General features: G+C 55.5%; 13 protein-coding genes. 8 read left to right on the forward strand and 5 right to left on the reverse strand.

Annotated features, from left to right (window positions below; all coding sequences use genetic code 11):
* Positions 1-41: 41 nt before the first annotated feature.
* Together AC2FH9_RS01535 and lipA are read right to left on the reverse strand one after the other, a co-directional pair.
* The gene (locus tag AC2FH9_RS01535) at positions 42-1,187 is read right to left on the reverse strand and encodes an amidohydrolase (protein WP_496870521.1); all 1,146 of its coding nucleotides are present in this window, start codon (positions 1,185-1,187) and stop codon (positions 42-44) included.
* A complete protein-coding gene (gene lipA, locus AC2FH9_RS01540; RefSeq protein ID WP_496696084.1) occupies positions 1,184-2,134 on the reverse strand; it encodes a lipoyl synthase in 951 nt (316 codons plus the stop codon). The genes AC2FH9_RS01535 and lipA overlap by 4 nt, the downstream gene beginning before the upstream one ends.
* 265 nt (positions 2,135-2,399) lie before the next feature.
* Here lipA and AC2FH9_RS01545 point away from each other — a divergent pair, with 265 nt between their 5' ends.
* Entirely contained in the window at positions 2,400-2,948 is a 549-nt protein-coding gene (locus AC2FH9_RS01545) for a peroxiredoxin (RefSeq protein WP_496691335.1), read from the forward strand.
* Between the two features lie 46 nt (positions 2,949-2,994).
* Here AC2FH9_RS01545 and AC2FH9_RS01550 read toward each other — a convergent pair whose 3' ends face one another.
* Together AC2FH9_RS01550 and AC2FH9_RS01555 are read right to left on the reverse strand one after the other, a co-directional pair.
* On the reverse strand, positions 2,995-3,915 hold the full coding sequence (locus AC2FH9_RS01550) for a hydrogen peroxide-inducible genes activator (protein ID WP_496700205.1): 921 nt from the start codon (positions 3,913-3,915) through the stop codon (positions 2,995-2,997).
* A 52-nt stretch (positions 3,916-3,967) separates the two neighbouring features.
* Positions 3,968-5,074, reverse strand: coding sequence for a DUF6456 domain-containing protein (locus AC2FH9_RS01555; protein ID WP_496870524.1), 1,107 nt, complete (start codon positions 5,072-5,074; stop codon positions 3,968-3,970).
* 241 nt (positions 5,075-5,315) lie between these two features.
* Here AC2FH9_RS01555 and AC2FH9_RS01560 point away from each other — a divergent pair, with 241 nt between their 5' ends.
* Complete coding sequence (locus AC2FH9_RS01560; protein WP_142634139.1) at positions 5,316-5,624, forward strand: DUF6477 family protein; 309 nt, start codon at positions 5,316-5,318, stop codon at positions 5,622-5,624.
* Here AC2FH9_RS01560 and AC2FH9_RS01565 read toward each other — a convergent pair.
* The gene (locus AC2FH9_RS01565; RefSeq protein ID WP_496870526.1) at positions 5,617-7,161 is read right to left on the reverse strand and encodes a trimethylamine methyltransferase family protein; all 1,545 of its coding nucleotides are present in this window, start codon (positions 7,159-7,161) and stop codon (positions 5,617-5,619) included. The two genes, AC2FH9_RS01560 and AC2FH9_RS01565, sit on opposite strands and share 8 nt — an antisense overlap.
* Positions 7,162-7,437: 276 nt before the next feature.
* Between AC2FH9_RS01565 and guaA the strand changes: the two genes are divergently transcribed.
* From guaA to AC2FH9_RS01595, 6 genes are all read left to right on the forward strand, one after another.
* Positions 7,438-8,997, forward strand: coding sequence for a glutamine-hydrolyzing GMP synthase (gene guaA / locus AC2FH9_RS01570; RefSeq protein ID WP_281994698.1), 1,560 nt, complete (start codon positions 7,438-7,440; stop codon positions 8,995-8,997).
* A 96-nt stretch (positions 8,998-9,093) separates the two neighbouring features.
* Positions 9,094-9,993 (forward strand): DMT family transporter, encoded by a 900-nt coding sequence (locus tag AC2FH9_RS01575; protein ID WP_496870528.1) that lies wholly within the window; start codon positions 9,094-9,096, stop codon positions 9,991-9,993.
* 125 nt (positions 9,994-10,118) lie between these two features.
* Positions 10,119-11,243, forward strand: coding sequence for an OmpP1/FadL family transporter (locus tag AC2FH9_RS01580; RefSeq protein ID WP_142634147.1), 1,125 nt, complete (start codon positions 10,119-10,121; stop codon positions 11,241-11,243).
* A gap of 233 nt (positions 11,244-11,476) precedes the next feature.
* A complete protein-coding gene (locus tag AC2FH9_RS01585; protein ID WP_496870530.1) occupies positions 11,477-12,349 on the forward strand; it encodes an ATPase in 873 nt (290 codons plus the stop codon).
* A 39-nt stretch (positions 12,350-12,388) separates the two neighbouring features.
* Positions 12,389-13,306, forward strand: a complete 918-nt coding sequence (gene metA / locus AC2FH9_RS01590) for a homoserine O-acetyltransferase MetA (protein ID WP_496870531.1) — start codon at positions 12,389-12,391, stop codon at positions 13,304-13,306.
* A complete protein-coding gene (locus AC2FH9_RS01595) occupies positions 13,290-14,249 on the forward strand; it encodes an alpha/beta fold hydrolase (protein ID WP_496870233.1) in 960 nt (319 codons plus the stop codon). Before metA ends, AC2FH9_RS01595 begins: the two co-directional genes overlap by 17 nt.
* Positions 14,250-14,290: the final 41 nt, after the last annotated feature.

Consider the following 14,290-nt stretch of genomic DNA (forward strand, 5'->3'; position numbering starts at 1 on the left):
AACCAGTGAACCACCATCACCGGCAAAGGGTTGAATATGGTCTATGAGTTCAGCAGCGCGTCAATCACGGCGGTGAAAACACTGACCCCAACAGGTAGAGCCTGGTCAGGGAAGTCGTAATCGGGGTTGTGTAATTGGGGCTGATCAGCCCCTGATCCTAGCCAGAACATCGCCGTTTTTGCGAGCTTGCCGAACTGGCCGAAATCCTCGGACCAGCGCTGCGGGGTGTCACACATCTGCATCGGATGCCCGGATGAACGCCCCGCTGCTTGCAAGATAGAAACTGCCTCAGAATGATTGGTACAGGCGTCGAATATGTCATCATATTCGATTTTGCAGGTTAACCCTTCGCTGGTGGCAACCTGTTCAACCAGCGCGCGGGCATCGACTAAAAGCTGCGCCATGCGCGCGTCAGTAACTGTACGCAAAGTGGCCCATAACTCTCCCTGCCCCGGTGCGATGCCGAAACTGGCCTCACCCAGTCGCGCATGTGTCAGGGTGACCAAGGCAAACTCAGGCCCCAGATCATCACCTTCTGAAAGCGCCGTCAGAGCGGGCAGTAGGCGCGAGATCGCTCGGGCGGGCGAAACCCCATCCTGAGGCGCGGCAGCATGAGAGGTTTTGCCGAACAACCGGATACGCATCCCGCGCGAGGCGCAATTTGCCGCCCCAGAACACAGAGCGACCTGACCTATTGGCAACCCCGGCAGATTGTGCAGCGAAAATGCGTAGTCAGGCACGATTGAACTGAACTGCGGGTCTGCAATCACCTGCATAGCACCTTTGCCGGTTTCCTCCGCAGGCTGAAACAACAGCACCACCCGACCTTGGGCGGGACGGTTGACCGAAAGCCATTCGGCCAAGGCAATCACCATCGTCATATGCCCGTCATGTCCGCACAGATGGCCCTGGCCTTCGTGAATGGACCGATAAGGCTGGTTCGAGATTTCGGGGATCGGCAATCCGTCCAATTCGCACCGGATCAAAACCGTGCGCCCTTTGGACACACCGTCGAAAACGGCGGCTACCCCGTGGCCACCCAAACCGGTCAGCAACTGGTCGGGTTTACAAAACCGCAGTTGATTTTCAACCAATGCGGCGGTCTGTTCCTCGGCCCCTGAAATTTCTGGGATCCGATGCAGTGCTTGGCGCAGTTTGACCAGCTCAGCCAGGCGCGCTGGCGTCATGCAAGCCCCAGCTTGTTGTTCCGGGCTTCGCGCAGCCGGGCGAAATCGTCTCCGGCGTGATAAGACGACCGGGTCAAAGGTGTGGCCGATACCATCAGGAACCCTTTGCCAAATGCCGCCTTTTCATAGGCTGCAAATTCTTCGGGCGTCACAAACCGATCGACTCCGTGGTGTTTGGGCGTGGGCTGCAGATACTGACCGATGGTCAGGAAATCAATTTCAGCGGCGCGCATATCATCCATGACCTGCCGGACCTGCTGACCATCCTCACCCAAACCGACCATGATCCCGGATTTGGTAAAGACAGACGGGTCCAGCTCTTTCACGCGCTGCAATAGACGCAAAGAGTGGAAATACCGCGCGCCCGGGCGCACTTCGGGATAGAGGCCGGGTACGGTTTCAAGATTATGGTTAAAGACGTCTGGCTTTGCCTCAACGACAACTTCTAGAACGGACGGCTCGCATTTCAGAAAGTCAGGCGTCAGTATTTCAATCGTCGTACCCGGAGACCGGTGACGCACGGCGCGAATGGTCTGCGCAAAATGCTCTGCCCCGCCATCTGCAAGGTCATCGCGGTCGACAGAGGTGATGACCACATGGTTCAACCCCAGCTTTTCAACCGCATGAGCAACGCGACCCGGTTCAAACGCATCCAGCGAATCCGGGCGACCGGTGGCGATGTTGCAAAAGGTACAGCCGCGGGTACAAATCTCGCCCATGATCATCATGGTCGCGTGGCCCTGGCTCCAACATTCACCGACATTGGGGCATCCGGCTTCTTCACAGACCGTAACCAGATTGTTGTCACGCATGATCTTGCGCGTGTCGGCATAACCCTGACCACCGGGTGCTTTGACGCGAATCCAACTGGGCTTTTTCGGCTGCGAATTGTCGGGCCGATGAGCCTTTTCTGGGTGTCTTTGTTCGGGAATGTTCAGATCGCGCACGGCCTGTCTTTCTGACTTTGGGTCAATTCGGTTTACCCATAACATAAACTGACCTCTGCTATTACACCACCCATGCATAGCCGCTATGCATCAGGGTGAAAGACTTTGACGTCTCAGGGCCAAAATTCTAAATAATTTCCTATCATTAACTGCAGCTTACGCGTTGTCAGGTAAATTCTGACGCACCTGGAACATCCGCCATTGAAGCGGATTTGGAATCCTTTTAAGTCCACGAAAACCGCATGTGATTCACAGGAGTTCGATCATGAAATCTGGCGCCAAACTGCCCGAAGTGACCTTTCACACCCGCGTCCGCGACGCCGCAATCGAGGGACCAAACCCGTTCCGCTGGGAAGACAAAACCACGGCGGATTACTTCTCGGGCAAGCGCGTAATTCTGTTCTCGCTGCCGGGCGCATTCACCCCGACATGCTCGACCTATCAGCTGCCTGGTTTCGAAAACGGATACGCAGATTTCCAGGCCGCTGGGGTCGATGAGATTTACTGCATGTCCGTGAACGACAGCTTTGTCATGAACAAATGGGCACAGGATCAGGGCCTGAAAAACGTCAAAGTCATCCCTGATGGCTCGGGCGAGTTCACACGCAAAATGGGTATGTTGGTCGACAAGGACAATCTGGGCTTTGGTATGCGGTCCTGGCGCTATGCGGCCATCATCAATGACGGCGTCGTCGAAGCCTGGTTCGAAGAGCCCGGACTGATGGATAACTGCCCCGAGGACCCCTATGGCGTTTCGTCACCGGAAAACCTGATGAAACATCTGAACGAAGTCAAAGAGCCGGAACTGGCCTGAGTTCGTCCTCAACAGAAAAGCCCGCTTCAGGCGGGCTTTTTTGTGACTAGCGCGTTTGCGTGACAATGCTCTCGCCGACGGTGCGAATGGTATCCGCCAGGCTTTCGAACCAATCTTCCTGCGAGGTAGAAGATCGACGAACTAGCCCCACTGTCCTTGCCGGCTGCGGCGAGGCAAATCGCATCAGCTCAAGACCCGGTACCGCGTCGGATTCGGAACGGGCGGCAAGCTCTGGCATGAGCGTTAATCCAAACCCTTCGGCAACCAAACGGGATAATGTCGCCAAAGACGAGGCACCCATGTTAATCAGACCGCTGCTGCGGTCCTGACCACAAACCTCCAAGGCCTGATCCGTCAGGCAGTGCCCATCATCCAGTAGCATAAGCTGTGCATTTTGAAGGTCCAAAGGGCGCAACCGCTCTGTATCGCTGGAAAAATTGCGCAACCGTGCCGAACTTCCAGCCAATAAGAACCGATCCTCGAACAAGGGAAGTTCGAACAATTCGCTTCCCCCGGAGGGCAGCGCGACCACACCTGCGTCGATCTCACCAGCGCGCAGCATCGTCAACAGGCGCTCTGTCCGCGCTTCGCGTATCTGCACTCTCAAAGAAACATCGGCCGCCCTTAACCCCGCCAGAACACCTGGCAGAACATAGGGCGCAATCGTCGGGATTATTCCGATCGACAAAGACCGATGCCCGCTTGAGTGATCCTTGGCAAATTGGTCGAGCCTGTCCGAGGCACCAAGTATCTGACGCGCATATTCAAGCACATCCCGCCCCAAAGGGGTAAGCAATATGTCACGGGCCTTACGCTCGAACAGGGCACCACCGAGGGTCTCTTCTAACGCCTTGATCTGAACCGATAATGCCGGTTGCGAAACGTTACACATCTGCGCCGCCCGCCCAAAGTTGCGCTGCTGCGCAACGGCGTTAAAGTATAGGAGCTGTCGAAGGGTAAAATTCATAACCCCTAGCTATCACTCCACCCTGAAACCGCAACCAAAACCGATCAAAGTGTTATCCGATCATACGGCTGCGCTCTTCCTGATCCTGGTAGTGACGTTTCAGGCGCTGTAATGCGATACGCAAAACGATTTTGCCGGACCGCGCTGACCACCCCATTCGCTTTTCCGCCAATTCCAACCCCTCCAGATAGCAACAGCAGCGCAAAGCCACGTCGCTCAGCCCCGGTCCAAGGTCAGACAATGCACGCTCTACGCGGCCGCGCGCTTCTGAAGAACCCCGGTTGCCAGTGTCGTCGCTTCCAAAACTTCCGCGCCCACCGGCAGTCAGGAAATGGTCCCAGTTCTGCGCAACCTGAGGTCCGATCTGAGCCAGTTCAAAATCCTCACGTAGGCGCTCTCCTGCCCCGACAAGTGCTTCATCTAAAAACGGCTTTCCATCCCGATCCCGACGCCTTGCCAGGGCGATCAGCGGGCTTTCTGCGGCGCTATAGCGCATTCTTCTGGGACGTTCTGGATGGGCGCGATTTGTCGTCGCGTGAGAGGGCGCCCCATGAAACGAAGCAGGCGCGTCTGCCATTCCATGTTCGTTGCGAGACCTTGCCTGGTTCTCGAAATCGGCCATTAACTGGCTCAGTGCCGTACGGCCCGCGCTAGTAATCCGGTAGCGCGATATCCGGCCTGGGTTGTCGCAGGAAATCCAATCCTTCAACGCCAATGCCTGTGCGATCTTGCAATCAACCACTGCAGTCCTGGTCGCAGCGGCGTCGCCGGTATCGCGCACCACCACTGCTTTGTTCATTTCTTCAGCGACAGCCAGGACCGAACCGGTCTCACACAGTCTGCGCAGTACCCTTAGGGCCTCGTGGTTGAATTCCTCTTCTTTTTCGACGTGTGAATCATGACTGAACGCTGAAACCGTGCGATCAGAAGCATCATTGACCGAAAAATGTTCTTCGGCCAACGACTGCAAAGCCGCATCCACCAATGGATCGTCACGGCGCATCTCAATTCGGCGGATTTGTCTAAGAATGGTCGAAGCATGGCACCCCGCAGATCGCGCAATATCGCGGATCGACTGGCCGGTTTCTGTGTGGGCCAGGTATCGTTGTGCCCCCTCAGGTACCCAAGCCGGAATGGTGAAAGCCATGTTGTTTTCCATAGTTCTGTGCCCTCATCGACGAAACAATCTGTTCTCTATCGCCCCCGGTGACTTTGTTAACCAATTCTAACTAGAGTCGCTTTCGTTACTCGTTCGTTAACTGCCGGAGGTGATGACCAGATTTCATTCAAATTCATAAACACTCATGAAGCGAGAGTTCGGGGAGAACCCGATTAAGGCAACACCCGCTTAGGTTGTGTAACAAATTGGGCAACATTAATCCGACAAGTGGAGCCCAAAGATGCAGGACCTGATGACCATGATTTCCGCCCTCCGCCGCCCCCGCCTATTGGCGCGGGCAGCCAAACACGGCGCGCAGGACTATGATCGGGACCGCCACCTGCAACGCATACTTGGGTACGGATCGCTACCTGGGTCGGGTGCGGCGCTGATGCGTTTGATGGATATTGAACGAGAGGTTAACGCGCAGAGACTGGCAGAAGATGCAGGCTATTCGCTGGTCCGTCATTTGGACCTTCTGATCGCGCTATTGGGTGAGGCGCAGCTGTACAAAGCCAGCCGCGCCTCACAGTTTTCAGTTATCAGCTGAAAGCGTCCGGCATAGAGGCCTTTTTCTTTTCAACATATTCGGCCAAAGCGCTGTGAATTCCCGGGTCGAGTTCCGGTTGCTTGTAGTTGGCAATCAAATGCTCGACCCGAGACGAGGCCAACTGTCGCGTATCGCGCGCGCCCTCGTCTTCCCAGGTTTCGTAAGGTTTGTAGTCCAGCAGGTCGGACTTCCAGAACGCCTCTTTGAAGTTTGCCTGCGTATGGGCACATCCCAGATAGTGGCCACCCGGGCCGACCTCGCGGATTGCGTCCATGGCCTGAGCGTTCTCATCATAGGCCACACCCTTGGCCAGACCGTGCAGAACGCCAAGCTGATCTGCGTCCATGACGAACTTTTCAAAGTCCGCAACCAGGCCGCCTTCAAGCCAACCGCAGGAATGCAGCATGAAGTTCACACCCGCCATCAGCCCCATGTTCAGCGAGTTCGCGGTCTCATAAGCGGCCTGCGCATCGGGCAGTTTCGAGCCACAGAAAGACCCGGCTGAGCGGAACGGCAGACCCAGACGCCGCGCCAGCTGTCCCGCACCATAGGTGACCATTGACGCCTCGGGCGTGCCAAAGGTTGGCGCGCCTGAGTTCATGTCGATCGACGAAACGAACGCACCAAAGATAACAGGCGCTCCTGGGCGGATGATCTGACTGTACGCGACACCGGCCAAAACTTCGGCTAGAACCTGTGTCAATGTCCCCGCTATCGAAACCGGCGCCATCGCACCACCGACGATGAACGGCGAGATGATGCAGGCCTGATTATTCCTGGCGTAGACTTCCAGCGACCCCATCATCACATCGTCGAAGGTCATCGGCGAGTTGATGTTGGTCAGCGAAGTCATGACCGTGTTTTCCTGAACAAACTCTTTGCCGAACAGGACCTCGCACATTTCCACCGAATCCTGAGCGCGGCTGGGATCGGTGACCGAGCCCATGAATGGCTTGTCCGATAAGGTCATATGCGCCATCAGCATGTCCAGGTGACGCTTGTTCACCGGAACGTCTGTGGGTTCGCACACAGTACCGCCCGAGTGGTGCAGCCACTTTGACATGTAAGCCAGTTTCACGAACTTGTTGAAATCTTCCATGGTCGCATAGCGACGGCCACCCTGCGCATCACGCACGAACGGAGGGCCATAGACCGGCGCCAGAACCAGATTGCGACCGCCGATGACCACGGACTTTTCAGGGTTTCTTGCGTGCTGCGTGAACTCGCTTGGCGCAGTTTTGATCAACTCGCGCGCAAGGCCGCGTGGGATGCGCACCCGTTCGCCATCCACATCGGCGCCCGCGTCTTTCCAACGTTCCAGCGCCGCAGGGTTGTCGACAAAATTGACGCCGACTTCGGCCAGAAGCGTTTCCGCATTTGTTTCGATGATCTGCAACGCTTCTTCGTTGAGAACCTCGAAATTCGGAATATTGCGTTCGATGTACTTTGCGGTCTCGATACGAACCGCTGTACGTTCGGCCCGGCGGGCAGCGCCACCGCCACCTCTCGCCCTGCGCCGGGTGTTTGCCTCTGTCATGAGAAAATCCCGTATCAGTTGTTGAATTTACATGTGTGTTACAGGAACCCGCCGCAATGGCAGTCGTGGATAACGGCGCTATAGGGGAAAAAGCGACAAAATGTCGGGGACAACCGCCACAAATAACCCAGCACATGTTTTTAAAGTCGCGCGGGTCTTCGTCATTCGTTTCGAGACCGACCACCAGACTAGCGTGCCCTAACCGCGACTAACTGGCGTGTCTATACCACTTGAAATCCCTTGCGCTTATCATCTTCGCAACCTAGTAGCAGACCCATGACCCAAGACACCCATGACCGCCTTCTGATCATCGACTTCGGCAGCCAGGTAACGCAACTGATTGCGCGCCGCCTGCGTGAGCTGAATGTTTATTGTGAAATCCATCCTTATCAGAATGTTACCACGGACTTTGTTCGGAAAATGGCCCCAAAGGCCGTTATTTTCTCGGGCGGCCCCGATAGCGTGACACGAGAAGGGTCTCCGCGGGTCCCGCAGGAAATCTTTGACATTGGCGTTCCTATCCTTGGTATCTGCTATGGGCAGCAAGTGATGATGCACCAGTTGGGCGGCAAGGTCGAAAGCGGCCATGGCACCGCAGAGTTCGGCCGCGCCTTTGTGACCCCCAAAAGCCAACTGGATATTCTCGATGGTTGGTTCACCGACGGCGATGAACAGGTCTGGATGAGTCACGGCGACCATGTCAGTGAAATCGCGCCAGGGTTTCAGGTTTATGGCACCTCGCCCAACGCACCGTTTGCGATCACCGCAGACACGTCCCGCCATTTTTATGCAGTTCAGTTCCATCCCGAGGTGCACCACACACCAAAGGGCGCCAAGCTTTATGAGAATTTTGTAAAGCTCGCCGGGTTCAGCGGCGATTGGACCATGGGTGCCTATCGTGAGCAGATGATCGCGACAATCCGCGAACAAGTGGGCGATAAACAAGTGATCTGCGGTCTGTCCGGAGGTGTCGATAGTTCGGTCGCGGCGATCCTGATCCACGAGGCGATTGGCGACCAGCTGACCTGTGTGTTCGTTGATCACGGCCTGTTGCGCAAGAACGAGGCTGACGAAGTCGTCGGCATGTTCCGCGACAACTATAATATTCGGCTGATCCACGCGGATGAAAGCGATCTGTTCCTAGGTGAGCTTGAGGGGCAAAGCGACCCGGAAACCAAGCGCAAGATAATTGGCAAGCTATTCATCGACGTGTTCCAGAAACATGCCGACACGATCGACGGGGCCGAATTCCTGGCCCAAGGTACCCTCTACCCCGATGTGATCGAATCCGTTTCGTTCTCGGGCGGGCCTTCGGTCACGATCAAAAGCCACCACAATGTTGGTGGTCTGCCAGAGAAAATGGGCCTGAAACTGGTCGAACCGCTACGCGAACTGTTCAAGGACGAAGTCCGCGCATTGGGACGCGAGCTGGGCTTGCCCCAAAGCTTTATCGGCCGCCACCCCTTCCCCGGCCCTGGTCTGGCAATCCGTTGCCCCGGTGAAATCACCCGCGAAAAACTAGATATCCTGCGCGAAGCCGATGCGATCTATATCGACCAGATTCGCAAACATGGGCTTTATGATGATATCTGGCAGGCCTTCGTGGCGATCCTACCGGTTCGAACCGTCGGCGTCATGGGCGATGGCCGCACGTACGACTATGCCTGCGCCCTGCGGGCAGTTACCTCAGTCGACGGAATGACCGCCGACTATTACCCGTTCAGTCATGAATTCCTGGGCGAAACCGCCACCCGGATCATCAATGAGGTCAAAGGCATCAACCGATGCACCTATGACATCACGTCGAAGCCTCCGGGCACAATCGAGTGGGAATGAAAACAAGCCGGGCCAGTGCCCGGCTTTTTTGTTTCTGCGACACAAATATTTAGTTACCAATCAACATCGTAGAACTCCTAATGCGCGGGCAACTCAATGGAAAGCAGCAAACCCCAAATCGGCAAAGCCGCGCTGTGGATGATCGGGGCAATCGCATCTTTTACGTCTATGGCCGTGGCCGGACGTGAGCTGAGCGTCACCCATGACACCTTTGAAATCATGTTTTATCGCAGCCTGGTCGGCATGTGCGTGGTCAGCCTTGTCCTGACGGTTTCGGGAAAGTGGCATCAGGTATCGACCGAACGGATTGGCCTCCACGGGGTACGAAATACCCTGCATTTCACCGGTCAGAATCTCTGGTTCTACGCTGTTTCCGTGGCACCACTGGCACAGGTCTTTGCACTTGAGTTTACGCAACCGATCTGGGTGATCCTGCTGTCCCCGATGCTGCTGGCCGAACGGCTGACAGTCGTGCGGGTCCTTTCAGCACTTATCGGTTTTGCTGGTATCCTTATAGTCGCACGACCGGGGGCTGTTCCGTTAAGCGCAGGAATTGTCGCCGCCGCAATGTCGGCGGTGTTCTTCGCTTTGACTACAATTTCCACAAAAAAACTCACGCGTTCTGCAAGCATCGGGTGCATCATGTTCTGGCTTACCGTTATACAGGCTGGTCTTGGGCTGGCAGCCTCTGCGATCGACGGAGAACTTGCGTTACCAACGATGGCAACCGCGCCTTGGCTTTTGCTTGTAGGGCTTGCAGGCCTATTAGCGCATTTCTGCATTACGAATGCACTCTCAATCGCACCGGCTACGGTTGTGATCCCATTCGATTTTGCGCGCCTTCCTACAATCGCGATTGTCGGTATGCTTTTCTATCATGAGGCTCTCGATCAGTGGACGCTCGTGGGGGCTGCTGTCATTTTTGTGGGTATCTTCCTTAACGTTCAGTCGGAAAACCGTAACAGTTTAGCAACAGATTCTCGCAACACTCACTAAGGGTAACGTTCAGTCACCCGTTGACCAGCTATTGTAGAGAGAGTGAAATCCACCTGTAAGAATAACTCGGTTGTGCGCAGACACCACAAATTCGCGCAACTTAGCGATATAATTGGGAGGAATGGATGAAGAAGACGCTTCTACAGGCGTGTGCTTTGTGCGTGGGCGCAACAAGCATTCAAGCCGGTGGTCTGGACCGTAGTGGACAGGGAATCAATATCATTTTCGAAGAGGGATCCGTGGTCCAACTTCGTCTTGGATATGCGTCACCCGACGTAAGCGGTGAACAAAATGGCGTAGAATCAGGTGATGTGTCGAATGCTTTCTTCTCACCGGGCCTGGCTTACAAACGTTCATTTACTGACAAACTGGACTTTGCGCTGATCTATGACGAACCATTCGGTGCGGATATTGGGTATTCCGCCGACTATCCCCTGTCGCAGAATCCAACTGCAGCGTTTGGAGGACGCAGCGGGATTCTGAGAGCCAGCGCTGATGTCGACTCCCTCACCGCATTGCTGCGCTACAAGCTTGACGGTGGCTTCAGCGCCATTGGCGGTATTCGCGCGCAACGTGCTAGCGCAAAAGTCGTTGTACCGGCAGCAGCCGGATACGAATTTGACGCGGATGCCGATACTGACTTTGGTTATCTCGTCGGGGTTGCCTGGGAAAAACCTGAAATCGCAGCTCGTGTTTCGCTGGTCTACAACTCCAAGATCACTCACGATCTGTCGTCGACCGAGTCGTTCAACGTAGTGCCGCCCGTCCCCGCCGGGCTGCAAACAATCGATGACACGACCAGGGTCGAGACACCGCAATCCATCAACCTGGATTTCCAGACCGGGGTTGCCCCAAAAACGCTGGTGTTCGGATCGATCCGCTGGGTTGACTGGCCTCAGACAGTAGTGGCACCTGCCGCCTATGTCGGGATCGTTGGGGACAACCTCGTCGACTTTGACGACGACACATTCACCTATACTCTTGGAATGGGATATCAGTTCTCAGAGGCTTTTTCTGGCGCGATATCCACATCTTACGAAAAGTCGAATGGTACCGAAGTATCAAACTTGGGGCCGACTGACGGTTTCTGGAGCATTGGCGTAGGCGGTACTTACACCGTGGAAAATGCTCAGATCTCGGGCGGTGTCCGTTATACGGACATTGGCGATGCGACAACCACCACGGGTGGTGAATTCAGCGGCAACTCTGCCTGGAGCGTCGGCCTTCAGTTGACCTACTCTCTGAACTGATCAGCGGCAAAACTGTTCACAAGGCTCCGCCCTCCGGCGGAGCCTTTTTTGCATAGATCCGCATGATCACGAATTGAGATGATGCGGTCCTGCGTGGCAAGGAACAGATATCTACTCCCATTCTGGCATAACGAAACCTGTGCCCAAGACTGTTGGTTCTAAACAACCGCTGCACGCGCGATTGACGCCGCCCCCCGCCCGTTTTAGCAAGGTCGGAAAAGGGATAGTGGACAATGATCTACAACTCGGCAAAAGACTGGCGGGAAGCCGCGCGCAAAAAGGTGCTGTTTTTTGGCATGTCAGGCCTGGGAAAGACCTATGTGTCTAACGTTCTGCGCGATTCCGGGGACTGGTTCCACTATTCGGTCGATTACCGGATCGGCACACGATACATGGGCGAGTATATCATCGACAACGCCAAAGCCGAGGCCATGAGGGTCCCTTTCCTGCGTGACCTGCTGTTGTCTGATTCCATTTACATCGGATCAAATATCTCGTTCGAGAACTTGACCCCTGTCGCCGCTTATCTGGGAAAACCGGGCAACCCGGCACAGGGCGGCATGGAGCTGACAGAGTATAAACGCCGTCAGGAACAATTCCGTTTGGCAGAAATTCACGCTCTGCTGGATACCGAGTATTTCGTGGATCGGGCGCAGAGATTGTACCAATACCCGCATTTCATTTGCGATACTGGCGGTTCGATAAGCGAATGGGTTGACCCCAATGATCCGCGGGATCAGGTCCTGACTGAGCTGTCGCGCCAAACGCTGATGATTTGGATCAAAGGTGATGACGACCACACGTCCGAGCTGATCAGGCGCTTTGACCGTGCGCCCAAGCCCATGTCTTATCAGCCCGAATTCCTGACACGTGTCTGGGACGAATATCTGATCCAACAAGGCTGTTCCGCCGAACAGGTCGATCCCAACGCATTCATTCGCTGGACCTATGCCAAAGCTCTTGCGCACCGGCAACCGAGATACAGGGCAATGGCCGACAACTGGGGTCTGACGATCGCTGCCAGCGACATGCACAGTATTCGCGACGACGGTGATTTCGATGAGTTGATCGAACGTGCACTTGAGACCCGGCCAAAGCGCGATTAACTACGGCACTTACACTCTTAAACCAAAGGCTTGCATCCGATGCCGATCAAGATTCCCTCTGACCTGCCCGCATATGACGTTCTCACCAATGAGGGCGTCATGGTCATGTCCGAGGATCAGGCAATGCGTCAGGATATTCGCCCCCTTCGGATTGGGTTGCTGAATCTGATGCCCAAGAAGATTCAGACCGAAAACCAGTTCGCGCGACTCATCGGTGCAACCCCTCTGCAGATCGACCTGTCGCTGATCCGTATGACCGAACATCGGACCAAGAACACCGCAGCCGAGCACATGGCCGAGTTCTACCGCCCGTTTCAGGAGGTAAGGGACCAAAAATTTGACGGCCTGATCATCACCGGCGCCCCTATCGAACATCTTGAATTCGAGGATGTCACCTATTGGGAAGAGATCAGCGAAGTATTTGACTGGACCCAGACAAATGTCCATTCGACCTTTGGCGTGTGCTGGGGCGGAATGGCGATGATCAACCATTTCCATGGGGTGCGTAAGCATATGTTGGACGCCAAGGCTTTCGGATGTTTCCGGCACCGCAATCTGGCCCCCTCCTCACCGTTTCTGCGCGGGTTTTCCGATGATTGCGTCATCCCGGTCAGCCGGTGGACCGAGATGAAGCAGTCCGAAATCGACAACGCTACGGGCCTGACCACCTTGCTGGGTAGTGATGAGGCAGGCCCCTGCTTAGTCGAAGATAAGGACCATCGCGCGATCTATATCTTCAACCACTTTGAATATGACAGTGATACGCTCAAGCAGGAATATGATCGCGATATCGACAACGGCACACCGATAAACGTGCCGATGAACTACTATCCAGACGACGACCCCTCGCGCCGGCCTCAGAACAGATGGCGCAGCCATGCGCACCTGCTCTATGGCAACTGGATTAACGAAATCTATCAGACAACACCGTTCGATATGGATCAAATTGGTTCTTAAAACCATCATAGCTCTTGCCCTGCTGATTGCTGGCCTGGCCACCGTAACAACTTGGCGCGTGTCACGGAACGAAGCTGTAGCCGAGGCCAGTTTCCCACCCGAGGGTCAGCTGATCGACGTCGATGGAGTCAGCGTTCATGCCGTAGTCATGGGGCACGGGCCCGATGTCGTGCTGATCCACGGGTCCAGTGGCAACACTCGGGACATGACTTTTGCCCTCGCCCCAATTCTGGCAGAAGATTTCCGTGTCATTGTTTTTGACCGGCCCGGATTGGGGTATTCCGACAGCTTCAATCCGGACGGAGAAACCCTTGAAGAACAAGCCGAAATCCTACGCCGTGCAGCTGTCAAGCTGGGCGCGGACAAACCCATTGTTGCAGGGCAAAGCTATGGCGGGTCGGTGTCGCTGGCCTGGGCGGTTACACAGCCCGAACACATCTCGGCGCTGGTGTTGATTGCCCCCGCCGCGATCCCTTGGGAAACGCCGCTGGATGGTTTCAACCGAATGGCCGCGACCAAACCCGGAAACGCGCTTGTGCTGCCGTTGATCAACGCCTTTGTCCCCGATTGGTATGTCGAGCAGGCCCTAGACGGTGTCTTTTCCCCCCAAACTGCACCCGAAGGCTATGCCGAACATTTCGGCCCCGGGCTGACCATGCGCCCGGCTTCGATGCATGCCAACGCAATGCAACGCGCCAATCTGTTGGACGAAGTTCGTGCGCTGCAGCCGCGCTATAAGTATATTTCGGTCCCGACCGAGGTTGTGCATGGCACCGCCGACACAACGGTCGGGTTGGAATGGCATGCGGAACCCCTGATCGACCAAATCCCCGGCGCTGAACTGATCGAATTGCCGGGAATTGGCCATATGCCACAGATCGTTGCCGCACCCGAAGTAGCGGCCGCAATCATCCGGGCTGCTCAGCGGGCGGGTTTGCGTTAATTCCGAGGCTAATCCATAGTAAGATATGGATTTTATCGCGA

The sequence above is a fragment of the Ruegeria sp. CDSC081 genome, from assembly GCF_059610485.1.